General features: G+C 37.1%; 17 protein-coding genes and 1 tRNA gene. 16 read left to right on the forward strand and 2 right to left on the reverse strand.

Translation table 11 applies throughout. The annotated features are described in order from the left end of the window. Nucleotides 1-79: 79 nt before the first annotated feature. The 10 genes from trpC to VZD24_RS05070 all read left to right on the forward strand — a co-directional run bounded on the left by trpC (nucleotide 80) and on the right by VZD24_RS05070 (nucleotide 6,955). Nucleotides 80-862 carry an indole-3-glycerol phosphate synthase TrpC gene (gene trpC / locus VZD24_RS05025; protein ID WP_342687176.1) on the forward strand — a complete coding sequence of 261 codons (783 nt, stop codon included), beginning with the start codon at nucleotides 80-82 and terminating at the stop codon, nucleotides 860-862. A gap of 23 nt (nucleotides 863-885) precedes the next feature. Further along, nucleotides 886-1,500 carry a phosphoribosylanthranilate isomerase gene (locus tag VZD24_RS05030; RefSeq protein ID WP_342687175.1) on the forward strand — a complete coding sequence of 205 codons (615 nt, stop codon included), beginning with the start codon at nucleotides 886-888 and terminating at the stop codon, nucleotides 1,498-1,500. Between the two features lie 59 nt (nucleotides 1,501-1,559). Next, nucleotides 1,560-2,741, forward strand: a complete 1,182-nt coding sequence (trpB, locus tag VZD24_RS05035; protein ID WP_342687174.1) for a tryptophan synthase subunit beta — start codon at nucleotides 1,560-1,562, stop codon at nucleotides 2,739-2,741. Between the two features lie 117 nt (nucleotides 2,742-2,858). Beyond that, the gene (gene trpA / locus VZD24_RS05040; protein ID WP_342687173.1) at nucleotides 2,859-3,626 is read left to right on the forward strand and encodes a tryptophan synthase subunit alpha; all 768 of its coding nucleotides are present in this window, start codon (nucleotides 2,859-2,861) and stop codon (nucleotides 3,624-3,626) included. Nucleotides 3,627-3,707: 81 nt separating this feature from the next. Next, nucleotides 3,708-3,836 carry a hypothetical protein gene (locus tag VZD24_RS05045; RefSeq protein ID WP_342687172.1) on the forward strand — a complete coding sequence of 43 codons (129 nt, stop codon included), beginning with the start codon at nucleotides 3,708-3,710 and terminating at the stop codon, nucleotides 3,834-3,836. 40 nt (nucleotides 3,837-3,876) lie between these two features. Next, complete coding sequence (locus tag VZD24_RS05050) at nucleotides 3,877-4,008, forward strand: 30S ribosomal protein THX (protein WP_342687171.1); 132 nt, start codon at nucleotides 3,877-3,879, stop codon at nucleotides 4,006-4,008. Nucleotides 4,009-4,149: 141 nt separating this feature from the next. Continuing rightward, on the forward strand, nucleotides 4,150-5,463 hold the full coding sequence (locus VZD24_RS05055) for a hydroxymethylglutaryl-CoA reductase, degradative (RefSeq protein ID WP_342687170.1): 1,314 nt from the start codon (nucleotides 4,150-4,152) through the stop codon (nucleotides 5,461-5,463). A 51-nt stretch (nucleotides 5,464-5,514) separates the two neighbouring features. Beyond that, nucleotides 5,515-5,754: a hypothetical protein gene (locus VZD24_RS05060; protein ID WP_279449091.1), complete on the forward strand. Its 240-nt coding sequence runs from the start codon at nucleotides 5,515-5,517 to the stop codon at nucleotides 5,752-5,754. Next, complete coding sequence (locus tag VZD24_RS05065; RefSeq protein WP_279449092.1) at nucleotides 5,751-6,041, forward strand: type II toxin-antitoxin system RelE/ParE family toxin; 291 nt, start codon at nucleotides 5,751-5,753, stop codon at nucleotides 6,039-6,041. Before VZD24_RS05060 ends, VZD24_RS05065 begins: the two co-directional genes overlap by 4 nt. An 11-nt stretch (nucleotides 6,042-6,052) precedes the next feature. Further along, complete coding sequence (locus VZD24_RS05070) at nucleotides 6,053-6,955, forward strand: GYDIA family GHMP kinase (protein ID WP_342687169.1); 903 nt, start codon at nucleotides 6,053-6,055, stop codon at nucleotides 6,953-6,955. A gap of 181 nt (nucleotides 6,956-7,136) precedes the next feature. On the opposite strand, the gene VZD24_RS05075 is transcribed toward VZD24_RS05070, so the two are convergent. Continuing rightward, nucleotides 7,137-7,418 (reverse strand): GIY-YIG nuclease family protein, encoded by a 282-nt coding sequence (locus VZD24_RS05075; RefSeq protein WP_342687168.1) that lies wholly within the window; start codon nucleotides 7,416-7,418, stop codon nucleotides 7,137-7,139. Nucleotides 7,419-7,633: 215 nt separating this feature from the next. Next, nucleotides 7,634-7,706, reverse strand: a tRNA-Phe gene (locus VZD24_RS05080). Between the two features lie 145 nt (nucleotides 7,707-7,851). Here VZD24_RS05080 and VZD24_RS05085 point away from each other — a divergent pair. The 6 genes from VZD24_RS05085 (at nucleotide 7,852) to VZD24_RS05110 (ending at nucleotide 15,609) form a co-directional block, all read left to right on the forward strand. Next, nucleotides 7,852-8,580: a type III pantothenate kinase gene (locus VZD24_RS05085; protein ID WP_342687167.1), complete on the forward strand. Its 729-nt coding sequence runs from the start codon at nucleotides 7,852-7,854 to the stop codon at nucleotides 8,578-8,580. Continuing rightward, nucleotides 8,580-9,818, forward strand: a complete 1,239-nt coding sequence (bamG, locus tag VZD24_RS05090; RefSeq protein WP_342687166.1) for a BamG family beta-barrel-assembly machinery protein — start codon at nucleotides 8,580-8,582, stop codon at nucleotides 9,816-9,818. Before VZD24_RS05085 ends, bamG begins: the two co-directional genes overlap by 1 nt. 19 nt (nucleotides 9,819-9,837) lie before the next feature. Continuing rightward, on the forward strand, nucleotides 9,838-11,202 hold the full coding sequence (locus VZD24_RS05095) for a tetratricopeptide repeat protein (RefSeq protein ID WP_279449096.1): 1,365 nt from the start codon (nucleotides 9,838-9,840) through the stop codon (nucleotides 11,200-11,202). 2 nt (nucleotides 11,203-11,204) lie between these two features. Continuing rightward, entirely contained in the window at nucleotides 11,205-11,783 is a 579-nt protein-coding gene (lptC, locus tag VZD24_RS05100; protein ID WP_279449097.1) for an LPS export ABC transporter periplasmic protein LptC, read from the forward strand. A gap of 265 nt (nucleotides 11,784-12,048) precedes the next feature. Further along, nucleotides 12,049-13,302: a hemolysin family protein gene (locus VZD24_RS05105; protein ID WP_279449099.1), complete on the forward strand. Its 1,254-nt coding sequence runs from the start codon at nucleotides 12,049-12,051 to the stop codon at nucleotides 13,300-13,302. A 195-nt stretch (nucleotides 13,303-13,497) separates the two neighbouring features. Next, a complete protein-coding gene (locus VZD24_RS05110) occupies nucleotides 13,498-15,609 on the forward strand; it encodes a peptidylprolyl isomerase (RefSeq protein WP_279449100.1) in 2,112 nt (703 codons plus the stop codon). Nucleotides 15,610-15,625: the final 16 nt, after the last annotated feature.

Here is a 15,625-nt window from a genome sequence, read left to right on the forward strand (position 1 = left end):
GACGAGCGACGAGCGACGAGCGACGAATCACGAATTAACGATTAACGATTAACGATTAACGATTAACGATTAACGAAAAATGAACATTTTAAATACCATAACTGCTTATAAACGCAAGGAAGTTTCCGCAAAAAAAGAAGCTATTCCTACAAGATTATTGGAGAAATTTCCACTTTTCGCCAAAGAAACAAAATCATTAGCAGAGGCGTTACGCAATTCTACAACCGGAATTATTGCAGAGCACAAACGCCGCTCGCCCAGTAAATCTGTCATTAACGACAAGGTACTGTTGCCCGAAGTAGTTTTAGGTTATGAAAATGCTGGGGCTAAAGGAGTTTCAGTTTTAACCGATTCTAACTTTTTTGGTGGCTCATTAGATGATCTTTTGGTAGCAGAAAAAACGATTTCCATCCCAATACTACGGAAAGAATTCATCATTGACCCCTATCAAATTTACGAATCGAAAGCATACGGCGCAGATGCCATTTTATTAATTGCGGCGTGTCTTTCGGCAGAAGAATTAAAACAGTTTTCGCATTTGGCAAAAAGTTTAAAACTGGATGTATTATTAGAAGTCCATAATCTAGAGGAGCTTCAAAAATCAATGTTGCCAAATGTAGATATGATTGGCGTTAACAACAGAAATTTAAAAAATTTTAAGGTGAATATAGCTACCAGTAAAAAGCTTTCCAAAGAAATTCCGAATGATTTTGTGAAAATTTCCGAAAGCGGAATTAGCGATGTGGAAACTATAAAAGAATTGAGAACCTTTGGTTACGAAGGGTTTTTAATTGGTGAAAATTTTATGAAGACGGAAAATCCCGGAGAAACCGCAAAACAATTTATTGAAAAACTGAGATGAAGCCATTGCTAAAAATTTGTGGAATGAAACACAACATCGCCGAAGTTGCCAAACTTCAGCCAGATTATTTGGGTTTTATTTTTTATGAAAAGAGTCCGCGGTATTTTGATGGTGAAGAAATTCCACAGCTTCCCGAAGGCGTTAAAAAGGTTGGCGTTTTCGTGGATGCTACAATAGATGAAATTCTCACAACTTTTGAAAAATACAATTTGGATGTTATTCAACTTCATGGCAATGAAACAAAGGAATTTGTGCTAACCCTAAATATGTATTTGCGGTTAAAGTTTTGGGATGGATATGAAGTTTGGAAAGTCTTTCCCGTTGACGATTCTTTCGATTTTTCCAGCACACGTGATTTTGTAAAAAAAGTAGATGCTTTTTTATTCGATACAAAAGGTCATAATCACGGTGGCAATGGAAAAACTTTTAATTGGGAGATTTTGAAAAATTACAAATATAAAACACCCTTCATTTTAAGTGGCGGCATAGGTTTGGAAGAAATTGAAAATTTAAAAAAACTATTAAAAACAAACCTGCCAATTTATGCGATTGACGTAAATAGCAAATTTGAAATCGAGCCAGGAATGAAGGACGTTTCAACTTTAAAGAAGTTCATGGACGTTTTAAACCACGACTGAGGAAACCACGAACTACGACTAAAAAAAGCGATGAATACTGAATATTGAATACTGAAAATATGAATTATAATGTAAACGAAAAAGGCTATTACGGGGAGTTTGGTGGAGCGTATATTCCCGAAATGCTGTATCCAAATGTGGAGGAATTACGACAAAAGTATTTAAAGGTAATGGGTGAGGAATCCTTTCAAAAAGAATTCCACCAATTGCTGAAAGACTACGTGGGGCGCCCTACACCGTTGTATTTTGCAAAGCGGCTTTCAGAAAAATACAACACAAAAATCTATTTAAAACGCGAAGATCTCTGCCACACGGGAGCGCACAAAGTAAACAACACTATTGGCCAGATTTTGATGGCAAAACGATTGGGCAAAACCCGGATTATTGCCGAAACCGGCGCCGGGCAGCACGGCGTTGCGACCGCAACAGTTTGTGCTTTAATGGGCTTGGAATGTATTGTTTTTATGGGTGAAATCGATATAAAACGTCAAGCGCCAAACGTGGCCCGTATGAAAATGCTGGGCGCAAAAGTTGTACCAGCCACAAGTGGAAGCAAAACTTTGAAAGACGCCACCAATGAAGCAATTCGAGATTGGATCAACAATCCGGTTAATACACATTATATTATAGGTAGTGTTGTTGGCCCGCACCCATATCCTGATATGGTAGCCCGTTTTCAAAGTGTGATTTCAGAGGAAATAAAAACTCAACTCAACGAAAAAGAAAGCCGTGAAAACCCAGATTTTGTAGTGGCTTGTGTGGGTGGTGGCAGTAATGCCGCAGGAGCATTTTATCATTATTTAAACAAACCTGAAGTAGGAATCATCGCTGTAGAAGCAGCCGGAAAAGGAATTGATAGTGGCGAAAGCGCGGCAACTTCAGCTTTGGGAAAAGTGGGGATTATCCACGGGAGCAAAACGCTTTTAATGCAAACACCGGACGGACAAATTACAGAGCCATACTCTATCTCGGCTGGTTTGGACTATCCCGGTGTAGGCCCCATGCACGCCCATCTTTTTGCTAGCGGCCGCGGCGAGTTTATTTCCATAACAGATAACAAAGCGATGGAGGCCGGAATGGAACTTTGCAAATTGGAAGGCATTATTCCCGCCATTGAAAGTAGTCATGCATTGGCAATTTTTAAAACCCGAAAATTTGAAAAAGACGATGTGGTGGTCGTGAATTTAAGCGGCCGTGGCGATAAAGATTTGGATACTTACATTAAGCATTTTGATCTATAAAATCGTTGTCCGGTGGAGCGCAATTGAGACCCACTTTTGTGCAAATGGACATTTAGTTCTCGACTTTAGTTTTACCTGAGCAGACTAGAAGGACTCGAACAGACAAAAAACAATAATATGAACAGAATTCAACAAAAACTTTCAGAAAACAAAAAACTGCTTTCTATTTATTTCACCGCAGGTTATCCACAATTGGATGACACGGTTGAAATAATACAAGAATTGGAAAAATCCAGCGTAGATTTTATTGAAATCGGATTACCTTTCAGCGACCCTTTGGCCGACGGACCCACCATTCAAGTGAGTTCGCAGCTTGCATTAAAAAATGGAATGACCACCCAAGTGCTTTTTCAGCAACTGAAGGACATTCGCAAAACAGTTACAATTCCATTAATTATTATGGGGTATTTTAATCCCCTGCTTCAATTTGGCGTTGAAAATTTCTGTAAAAAATGTGCCGAAATCGGTATTGACGGCTTAATTCTGCCCGATTTACCTTTGGCAGAATATCAAGAACACTATGCCGAAATCTTCAAAAAACATGGGCTTTTGAACATATTTTTAATCACACCCCAAACTTCCGAAGCGCGTATTAAACAAATAGATGCCGCTTCCGAAGGTTTTATTTATATGGTGAGCAGCGCCAGCGTTACGGGCAATTCTTCCGGTTTTGGAGCTGCGCAGGAAAATTATTTTAAAAGAATTGAATTACTACAACTTAAAAATCCACAGATTGTAGGGTTCGGAATAAACAATTCAGAAACCTTTCAACAGGCAACAAAATATTCAACAGGAGCAATTATTGGCAGTGCCTTTATAAAAATGCTGTCCGAAAAAGGATTGGAAGGCATCTCTAACTTTGTAGGTTCAATTAGAGAGGTTTAACCAATTTTTAGCAAGCATTTAGCACATTTTATGATATATAATCTGTAGTTTGGTAATCTATTTAAATTAAAAGACAAGATTATGGAAAAGAAATTTGAAAGAAAGACAGAACAAAAAAACCCTACTAACCCTACAGGTAACACGAATCAAAAGACCAATGAATTTGATATTGATAAGAAAACCATTAAAAAGCAACAAAATAAAAAATAACGGATTTCCTTTCTAAAGGAAGTGCATTAAAAACTTTATAATGGGAAAAGGCGATAAAAAAACAAAACGCGGAAAGATTAATATAGGCTCGCATGGAAAATTGCGTCCAAAACGCAAAAAATTCAATGTTAGACCAATGCCTACAAAGGATGCGCAAAAAAAAGAAACTTAAAATAAATTGATTTTCGTTTTAAGTTGAATTGAAAAGATTTTTGAGAACAGAGTTTAGTTCTTAAAAATCTTTTCTTTTTTAATTGATTCCAGCGAAGACACATCGAAATACTATCTTTGCAACTTAATTATACCTATTTAAATGAAGCAACCCGTTTCTGGATTTTCAAAGAAAACCAAAGCCGAAAAAATTGATTGGCTCGCAAGTAATTATCTGCAAGACAATCCTTCGGCCATTGATATTTTAAAAAAATATTGGAACGAAGATGCACAACTTCAGCAACTTCACGACGATTTTATTGAAAATACACTCTCCAATTACTATTTACCTTTTGGCATTGCGCCCAATTTTTTAATCAATCAAAAATTATATGCTTTACCCATGGTTACCGAAGAAAGTTCGGTAGTAGCTGCCGCCAGTAATGCCGCCAAATTTTGGTTGGAACGCGGCGGATTTGAGGCAGAAGTAATTTCAACAGAAAAAAATGGGCAAATTCACTTTAACTTCTTTGGAAACGAAAAGGATATTGAAGCATTTTTTGAAGTAGTAAAACCAAAACTTCGCAATAGCATTCAATCCATCGAAAAGAATATGAAGGCCCGTGGCGGAGGGCTTTTAGAGCTTTCACTGGTAGATAAATCGCACATTTTAGAAGGGTATTTTCACATACACGCTACATTTGAAACACTTGACGCCATGGGCGCCAATTTTATAAATAGCTGCTTGGAACAAATGGCCACTGTTTTTGAAGAAGAAGCCAAAAGTTTTGAAAAATTTCAAAAAGAAAAAATGTATCCAGAAGTAGTTATGAGTATTCTCTCTAACTATGTTCCCGAATGTTTGGTTCGAGCCCAAGTGAGCTGCAGAGTTGACGAACTTACTCTAAAACATCACGACGGAAAACAGTTTGCCGAAAAATTTGTTCGCGCCATTGAAATCGCAAAAACCGAAACCCGACGGGCCGTTACGCACAATAAAGGAATAATGAACGGCGTGGACGCAGTAGTTTTAGCTACTGGAAACGATTTTCGGGCCGTGGAGGCCGGTGTGCACGCGTATGCCGCCCGAAATAGCTATTACGGAAGTTTAACTCACGCAAAAATAGAAGATGGCATTTTCACTTTTTGGATAGAATTACCGCTAGCAGTGGGCACCGTTGGGGGTTTAACATCGCTTCATCCTTTAACAAAACTTGCTTTTGAAATCCTTCAAAAACCCGATGCAAAGGAATTGATGAAAATTCTTGCAGTGGCAGGACTCGCCCAAAACTTCGCCGCGATACGTTCGTTGGTTACCACGGGAATTCAAAAAGGACATATGAAAATGCATTTGATGAATATTTTAAATCAACTGCACGCCACGAAGGAGGAAAAGAAAATAGCCATGGAATTTTTTATTGCTAATCCTGTTTCGCATAGTGCGGTGGTAGATTTTTTGGAAAAGCTGAGAAGTTGATGCCTTTGTTTGTTTGAATTTAATTTGAAAAAATGTTGTAATTTTATAAGCATGGATGTTAAGGCAAAAAAATTGGATTTGATTGAGTGGCTGTTACACCTTAAAGATGAAGCAACTATCGAAAAAATGTGTAAACTAAAAGAAAGTATTGATGGAGATTGGTATGATGAACTCCCCGACACAGCAAAAGCGTCCATCGAAAAAGGCAGACAAGATTATAAGGAAGGAAAAATCTTTACTTCGCAAGAGGTTAATCAACGTATAAAAAACAAATTTCCTTTTTTGAAATGAATTTAATTTGGACCGAAAATGCAGAAGAAACCTTTTACGAAATCCTACTGTACATTTCTACCGAATTTTCAGAACGCAACGCCCAAAAATTTTATGATGAATCCCATAAAATGCTGGAGAGAATAGCTTTGGAACCTTATTTATTTAGTGTGTCTGAAAAGAAATCTATCAGAAAAGCGGTAATACATAAATATACTACATTATTTTACTTCGTAGATACTGAGACAGATACCATCTATTTGTTTTCTTTTTTTGACACACGTCAAAATCCAAATAAAAAACCATAGAAATTAAACTTTTGAAAAAAACATTCCAAAGCAACGGAAAATTATTGCTCACGGGCGAATATGTGGTTCTCGATGGCGCAACGGCTTTGGCCATACCTACAAAATACGGGCAATCTTTAGAAGTTGAAGTTTCAGAAAGAAAAGGAGTCCATTGGCAAAGTTTTACTGAAAAAGGAGCTATTTGGTTTGAAGGTTTTTTCGATGTAAAAAATTTTGAAACCCAAGATGCAGAAAGTGAAACCGCAAGTACTTTGGCCAAAATACTTCGTGAAGCACGAAATATAAATCCTGATTTTCTTTTAAAATCTGAAGGAATTACAGTCAAAACCAAATTGGATTTTCCCCGAAATTGGGGTTTGGGCACTTCTTCAACCCTTATAAATAACATTGCACAATGGGCAAATGTGAACCCTTTTAAACTTTTAAAAAACAGCTTCGGCGGAAGTGGTTACGACATTGCCGCCGCACAAAGTGACGCCCCTATTTTATATGAATTGGAGAATGAAAATCCTAAATTTAAAACAATTCAACTTTCTTGGGATTTTAAAGATGCACTGTTTTTTGTGCATTTAAATCAAAAACAAGACAGTAAAGAAGGCATTTCACACTATAGAAATGCTAGAGTTGACCGAAATACAATTCAGCAAATTTCGGAAATAAGCAATACGTTATTAACCTGCCCTTCCCTTTCAGACTTTGAAGATTTAATGAATGCCCACGAGGGAATTATTTCAGAAATTATAAAACTGCCCACAATTAAAGAGCACCTTTTTAATGATTATCCGCACACGATAAAGAGCTTGGGCGCTTGGGGCGGCGATTTTATTTTGGTAACTGGAAGTGAAAAGGATATGGGGTATTTTAGAAAAAAGGGGTTTGATGTTATTCTTCCTTTTGAAGAAATGATTCTCTAAACAACTGAGTACAAACGCGATTTAAAAAAACTCGAAATAAAAGTTTGGGTTTTTAAATGGTGCCTCCAACCCCGAAGTCTCGGGGGAACTAGAAACACAACGTAAAAACAAAAAATCCCCAAACAAACCGTCTGGGGATTATGTGGTGCCTCCAACCCCGAAGCCTCGGGGGAACTAGGGACTATTTTCTTTTAAGTAAATCCTTGAGAATTTCTGGATTATTGATAATCTTCTCGATAAAGACCCTACTCTTCATTTTCTTAATAAATTTTTCGAGGAACAAAGCCTCTTCCCTTGACTTACATGAATATTTCAGTAAAAATTTCCAATCATTAGCGGCCTTGGTGAAATTTGTCTTAAAATAGTGATTATTGTGTTGCGCTAATCGAATTGCAACGTTAGGAGTTTCGCCAACGTAGTATTTATCAAGACTATCAGAATGTATAATATAAAGATAATGCATACTTTAAAAACAAAAAATCCCAAACAGACCGTCTGGGGATTATGTGGTGCCTCCAACCCCGAAGCCTCGGGGGAACTAGAAACACAACGTAAAAACAAAAAATCCCCAAACAGACCGTCTGGGGATTATGTGGTGCCTCCAACCCCGAAGCCTCGGGGGAACTAGAAACACATCTTAAAACAAAAAATCCCCAAACAAACCGTCTGGGGATTATGTGGTGCCTCCAAGAATCGAACTAGGGACACACGGATTTTCAGTCCGTTGCTCTACCAACTGAGCTAAGGCACCATTATTGAGACGGCAAATATAAAGCTATTTTCGTTTTTGCAAAACATTATTTAAAAAAATAAATAAGAATTACACTTTCAATTTAATAGAGCCTTAACAATTTCTTCACAATGTGAGTTGTACTTTTATGGCCATATTTTAAAAAATGAATCTTGTAATTGATGTTGGTAATACCTTAGTAAAGCTTGGAGTGTTTGATTCTGAAAGCCTTAAATACAAAAAGAGTTGTATAAAACCAGACTTTTTACCCACGCTCGAAGAAATTTATGAAAGTTTCCCCGCAATAAAACGCAGTATTGTTTCTTCGGTTTCCAATCTTTCAGAACATCAACTTTCAAAATTGAAACAGCTTTACAAAGTTTTAATTTTAAATCACGAAACCGAGGTTCCTTTTAAAAATAGTTATACCACACCGCAAACCTTGGGTATAGACCGAATTGCACTAGTGAGTGCCGCGGCGCATAAGCACAAAGAAAAAAATGTACTAATTATTGATGCGGGAACTTGCATAACGTACGATTTTTTAAATGACAAAAACGAATATCTCGGAGGGGTTATTTCACCTGGAATTACAATGCGTTATAAGTCGCTACATACGTTCACGGCAAAATTACCGTTATTGGAAGCAACTAGTACTAAATTAATAACGGGAAATAGCACGGTGAGCGCCATTCACTCCGGTGTGGTAAACGGAATGCTGTTTGAAATAGATGGATTTATTACTGCCTACAAAGAAAATTATGAGAATTTAACAGTTATTTTAACAGGAGGAGACGCACATTTTTTGCGTGATAGCATAAAAAATGACATCTTTGCCAACTCAAATTTTTTAATGGAGGGCTTGAACCACATTTTAGAATATAACAATCATTGATGTTTAGACAAATAATAGTCGGTTTATTTATACTTGTTTCAGGTGTAATTGTGGCCCAGGAAGGAACCACTTCTCCATATTCTTATTATGGTATCGGAACCTTGAAATTTCGCGGAACTTCAGAGAGCAGATCCATGGGTGGTTTGGGGATTTTTTCAGATAGTATTCACGTTAATCTTCAAAATCCGGCTTCGTACGCAGGTTTGCGCTTGGTTAACTTTTCAGTTGGTGGAAGTCATAAAGTTTCTACTCAGAAAAACAACGATAACAGCCAGAATACCTCTACTACCACTTTAGATTATATTTCAATGGGTATCCCGATGGGAAAGGTCGGGATGGGCTTTGGTGTTATTCCTTATACTTCAGTAGGCTATGATTTTTATTCTGATGTAGCCGACGGACGCACAGAATACTCCGGAACCGGCGGATTAAATAAAGCTTACCTTTCATTAGGCTATCAAATAATTCCGGAATTGAGCCTTGGTGTTGATGCAAATTATAATTTCGGTAAAATTGAAAATACAGCCATAACCCAAAAAAATGATGTTCAGTATGGCACTCGTAGTTTTAACCGTTCAGATATTTTAGGGTTCAGTTTTAATTTTGGCGTTCTGTATAAAAAAATGATTACTGAAAGCTTAGAGTTAACGGGCTCGGTAACTTATACCCCCGGCACTAGTTTTACATCGGAAAATTACAGAAGGATCGCCTCTGTTTCAATTACTCCAGTAGGAATATTTACGGTAGATGAGCGGGAGCTAACCGTTGCCGACACCGATTTTACCTTTCCATCGCAATTTAGTATTGGAGCTGGAATAGGAAAACCCAAACATTGGGCATTGGGTGCTGAATATACTAACCAGAAAACTAGTAATTTTACAAACCGCTCATTTAACATAGACAACGTAACCTACCAAGACGCATCTAAATTTCGTTTGGGAGGCTATTATATTCCAAATTACAATTCATTTGGAAACTACTTTCAGCGAGTGGTTTATCGCGCCGGAGCACGTTACGAGCAAACCGGCTTAAAGGTAAATGGGCAAGACATTAACGAGTTTGGCATATCTTTTGGAGTTGGTTTACCTGTTGGACGACTATTCTCTAATGTAAATCTAGGATTTGAAGTTGGAAAACGCGGAACCACAGATAATGGCTTAATTCAGGAAAACTTCTTTAATACCTTTTTAAGCTTCTCATTAAATGACCGATGGTTCGAAAAAAGACTATATGATTAATACCAATAACTTAAATACCATGAAAACAAAATTCCTTTTATTATTCTCAATTGCACTACTCACTTTTTCTGGATCATCTTTTGCCCAGGCTCCTGACGATTGTGCAATTTCGTTATCCTATTTCACCGAACCTGCCAAAATAAAAAATTATGAGGCTGCGCTTCCACATTACGAAAAACTAATAAAAGAATGTCCAGACTACAATCTTGCCATCTACCAATATGGCGTTAAAATGTTTGAATATTTTGTTGAAGAAAAAGGAGACAAAAGCAAAGTAACCGATTTAATCCAAGCATATAAATTGAGATTGGAGAATTTTCCGGAAAAAACGAAAGAAGGAGATGTACTTTCTACTATAGCGCAAATAAAATACGATTACGGTATTGGCTCCAAGCTCGAGCAATTTAACGCATTTGACGAAGCGTTTAAAAAACACCCTGAAGATTTCACCAGCGGAAAAAGTCTTTATACCTATTTCTCATTAGCGGTAGAACTTTATAACAACGGTGAGAAAACACTTCAGGAAATTTTTAATCTATACGACGTAGTAATAGATAAAATAGATGCTGAAAAAAACAACCTTGCTTCAAAATTCACTATTTTAATGAATAAAGAGGAAGCAGGCAACACCCTTACCAGCAAAGAAAAACGTGCAAAAGACGTTTACGAAAACAACTTGGGTGTATATACTACTGTTGAAAGCAGTGTTAATGGCACATTGGGTCAATTAGCAGATTGTAAAAATCTAGTTCCGTTTTACGAAAAAGATTTTGAAGAAAAAAAGAACGATATAGACTGGTTAAAATCTGCAAGTAACAGATTGGATGCCAAGGAATGTGAAACGCCATTGTCTAACAAGTTAGCAGTGCGTCTTCACGAATTGGAGCCAAGTTCTACTTCTGCTTATTTATTAGGAAAGCAAGCCGAAGCTGAAGGGAAAGCATCTAAAGCTTTAGAATACTTTAACCAAGCAGCTGATCTTGAAAAAGACAATTCAAAAAAATACAGAATTTATTATAGTATCGCAGAAAACTACCGCAAAAAAGGAAGTTATGGTACTGCAAGAAATTATTACAACAAGATGTTAGAGGTAAAACCATCTGCGGGTATTGCTTACTATAAAATAGGCGCTATGTACGCAGATAGCGCAAACAACTGCGGAAACACAGTTTTCGAAAAAAGAGCTATGTACTGGTTAGCAGCAGACATGATGGATAAAGCAGCTCGTGTAGATGGTTCTGTTGCAGGAAATGCTAGAGCAGCGGCATCGTCATACAGAGGGCGCGCCCCACAACCAAGCGATATTTTCTCTGAAGGTATGGCCGGAAAAACAGTTAAATTTAATTGTTGGGTTGGTGGAAGCGTAAAAGTTCCTAACTTATAGGAATGTACACCCCACTAAATATGTTTAAAAGCGTGATAGCCTTGGTATTGGCTATCACGTTTTTTGCATGTGAAAGCAATTACCAAAACGTAAAAAAACTGAGCCTTTCAGACGGCGCTCCCGTGGCCGAAGGCAAAAACGTAAATTTTAAATATACCGATTCGGGAAAACTGGTTACCAATCTTTTAGCTGAAAAGTTACTGGATTTTTCAAATTTAGAGTTCCCGTATAAAGAATTTCCCAACGGAATTGAAGTTAGATTTTGGGACGACGATGGCAAAAAAAATATTGTAACAGCAGATTATGCCATTCAGTTTGACGAAACGGGCCTGGTAGATTTACGCCAGAATGTAGTAGTTGTTACCGCAGACAGCGTAGTGTTAAAAGCGAACCAACTTTACTGGGACCAAAAAAACAAATGGGTTTTTACCGATAAACCCTATCAAATAAAATTTAAGGATGGTTCGTACAATGAGGGCGCGGTTGGGTTTGACAGCAGTGAAGATTTTACTACCTTTCTATCCCGAAAGAACCAAGGAGTACAATTAGTAGATAAAAATAAAACTATAGATGGTAAATAAAGTATATCGTTTTTTTGAATACGCATATTTAATAATTGCGGCATTTTTTCTTTATGAAACAATAAACAACTGGAACACCCAGCCCAATAGAGCATATTTATTTTTATTCTTCGTTGTGCTAGCAATTTTTATGTTTTTTTTCAAACGAAATTTCAGAAAGAAAATGGAAGAACGAAATAAAAAATAATGCAGCAATTTAAGTTTATAGGTTCAGAAACCAAATCGTAACCCTGTATTCAAAATTAAAAAAACCACAACCTAAAAATTGGATTACAGTATTTTAATTATACTCACCATGCTCATTCTCTCCGCCTTTTTCTCGGGCATGGAGATTGCCTACGTTTCTTCCAACAAAATCCATATAGAAATTGAGAAAAAACAGAACACCTTTTTAGCGGGTATTCTAAAAAAAATAACCCGACGCCCGTCAAAATTTATTGCTACAATGTTGGTTGGTAATAACATTGCGCTGGTTGTTTATGGTTTTTTTATGGGCGATTTGTTAATGCAGTATATTCCACTGGCTGGCTTCGGAGGGCTCTTTGTGCAAACCATAATTTCTACTCTTATTATTTTAATGACTGCAGAATTTTTGCCTAAAGTGTTCTTTCAAATTTACGCCAATAGTTTGGTTAAAATTTTTGCGTTACCGGCCTACTTTTTTTATGTACTCTTCTCGTTAATTTCTGAATTTGTAATTTGGATTTCAGACCTAGTACTGAAATTAATTTTTAAATCTGAAGGCGATACGGTACAACTCACCTTCAGCAAATTAGAATTGGGCAATTACATTTCGGAACAAATGGATATTGCCGAAACCAAAGACGAAATGGATTCGGAAATACAAATTTTCCAAAACGCTTTAGATTTTTCCGAAGTAAAATCGCGCGAAGCCATGATTCCGCGAACAGAAATTGTAGCAGTAGATATTAACACCACTCCTAAGGAACTCGCCAAAATTTTTACCGAAACCGGCCTTTCAAAAATAATAGTTTACAAAGACAATATAGACGATATTTTAGGCTATGTGCATTCCTTTGAACTCTTTAATAAGCCGGCCAACATTAAAAAAGTTTTAATGCCAGTTGTTTTTGTCCCCGAAACTATGCTCATTAAAGACGTGCTCGGCATCCTGAGTAAAAAAAGAAAGAGTATAGCCGTGGTTATAGATGAATATGGCGGAACCAGCGGCATTATTACGGTAGAAGATATTATTGAAGAACTCTTTGGCGATATAGAAGACGAGCACGACAGTATAGCCCTGATTGAAGAAGAAATTGGCAACGGACATTATAAATTTTCTGCGCGTTTAGAGGTAGATTACATAAATGAAAATTACAACCTTAACCTAGAAGAAAGTGAAAATTATGAAACTTTGGGAGGTTTAATTGTTAACTACACCGAAGAAATTCCCGACCAAGGTGAAACCGTGGAAATTGACGATTATATATTTACAATTCTAGAAGTTTCCAGTACAAAAATTGAACTCGTAGAAGTAAAAAACAACGCGGACGATTAGAATTTGAATTATTCCACACTTTTTTTCATATACTTTTTTATTAATGAGAGGAAAATGGTATTTTCGCCCCCTAAATAACCGAAAAAAAATACATCCTCAAAATCCTTGACAACAACAAGAAATAAGAGGAACTCACAACCAAATCCTTCATTTTCGAAAGATTGAGAATGAAGAAATATAAATTACTGAAATCAAATGGCAATCTTAAACAGTATTAGAAAAAGAGGGATATTCCTTATCCTTATTATTGCATTGGCACTTTTCGCCTTTATTTTAAGCGATGTTTTAACCAAAGGCGGAGGCACAAAAGTTCAGGATACAATTGCCACCATAAATGGCACAGACGTTTCCAGACAGAGTTTTATGGAACAAGTGGAAGCTACACAGCGAAACATGGGGCCAAATTCCAATGCCACACAAGCCGTTAATATGGTTTGGGAGCGTGAACTTCGTCGTGTAATTCAGGAAGAACAGTATGAAAAAGCAGGACTTTCGGTTGAAAAAGCACAATTAGACGATGCACTTAAAACAACCTTGGCAAACAACCAAACCTTTTTAAATGAAGCTGGACAGGTTGATGATGGCAAAATTCAAGAATACATTGCAAGCATTAAGGCATCTTCACCAGCTATGTATAAACAATGGCTCGATTTTGAAAAAAATACCGAAAATAGCATACTTCAGCGTACCTACTACAATTTGGTTAAAGGTGGCTTACGAACTACCGTTATTGAAGGTGAGCAAGAATACCATTTTCAAAACGACAATTTAAACATTAACTACGTTATGATTCCTTACAGCAAAATTGCTGACGAGGATGTAACCGTTTCTGATGACGAAATAAAGAAATATGTAGCCACGCATCCAAATGATTACGAAGTAGAAGCACAAGCAGATATTCAATATGTATTTTTTTCTGAGCAACCTTCGGAAGAAGATATTGCCGAAGCTAAAATGCAAACAGCCCAATTACTTAACAACAAAGTAGAATATAACCAAAACACTAAAATTAACGACACTATCGCTGGTTTTAGAAATACCAAAAATTACGAAGAATTTGTAAATGCAAATTCCGATGTTCCGTTTTTTGACCGTTGGATGTTTAAAAATGAACTTCCACAAACGGTTGCAGATACATTGATTAACTTAAACGAAGGCGATTTTTACGGTCCTTTTAAAGTTGATAATACATTCTACCTTTCAAAGGTTTTAGAGACCAAAAAAATGCCCGATTCAGCAGCGTCTAAACACATCTTAATTCGCTATGTAGGTACTATGCGCGCTCCCGAAACAATTACAAGAACTAAAGAGGAAGCACGTAAATTGGCAGATAGCATATTAAGCGTAGTTAAAAAAGACAAATCTAAATTCGCAGATCTAGCCAACGAATTATCAGACGATGGGTCCAGTCAAAACGGCGGCGACTTAGGCAGTTCTACTCCAGGCCGAATGGTACCACCTTTTGATAAATTTATTTTCAACAACCCAACGGGAACAATCGGGTTGGTAGAAACAGATTTCGGTTTTCATATTGTGGAGGTTGGCGAACAATCTGAACCTAAAAAAGCTATTAAACTCGCAACTGTTGTAAAAGCCATTGAACCGTCTGACAATACAATTAACGACGTATTTTCCAATGCCTCAAAATTTGAGGTGGCTTTAAAAGACGGCGACTTTTCAGAATTGGCAAAAGCTCAAAATCTAGAAGTAAAACCCGTTAACAATCTTGCTAAAATGGAAGGCAATATTCCCGGACTGGGAGCAAACCGCAGTATTGTAAATTGGGCTTTTGAAGAAGATACCAAAGTTGGAGACTACAAGCGTTTTAGCGTATCAGACGGCTATGTAATTGCACAGCTTACCCGTAAAAATGAAAAAGGTTTAATGAGCGTTGCACAAGCTACCGCCACTGTTAAGCCTATTTTATTAAAGGAGAAAAAAGCCGAAAAAATACGCAATTCGGTTACCGGCAATACGCTCGAGGAAGTTGCCAAAAACCAAAGTGTAAGTGTGCAAACAGCAACTGGTATTACTATGGCCAATCCATTAATTGGAGCCAATAGCGAGCCTAAAGTTGTGGGTACTGCTTTCGGCACTAAACCAGGCGAAACCACCGGGTTAATTAATGGTAACACTGGCGTTTATATGGTAAAAACTACCGCTTTTAATCCTGCTCCAAAACTAGAGTCGTATGTAAACTATGCGAACCAACTAAGTTCTAAAGCAGTTCCAGCGGCACAAAGCGCCGTTTATAACGCACTAAAAAAGAAAGCCGAGATTGAAGATAATCGCGCAACTTTCTATTAATAGTAAATAGATAAAC

The organism is Aequorivita flava (genome assembly GCF_038742595.1).
Classification (GTDB): domain Bacteria; phylum Bacteroidota; class Bacteroidia; order Flavobacteriales; family Flavobacteriaceae; genus Aequorivita; species Aequorivita marisscotiae.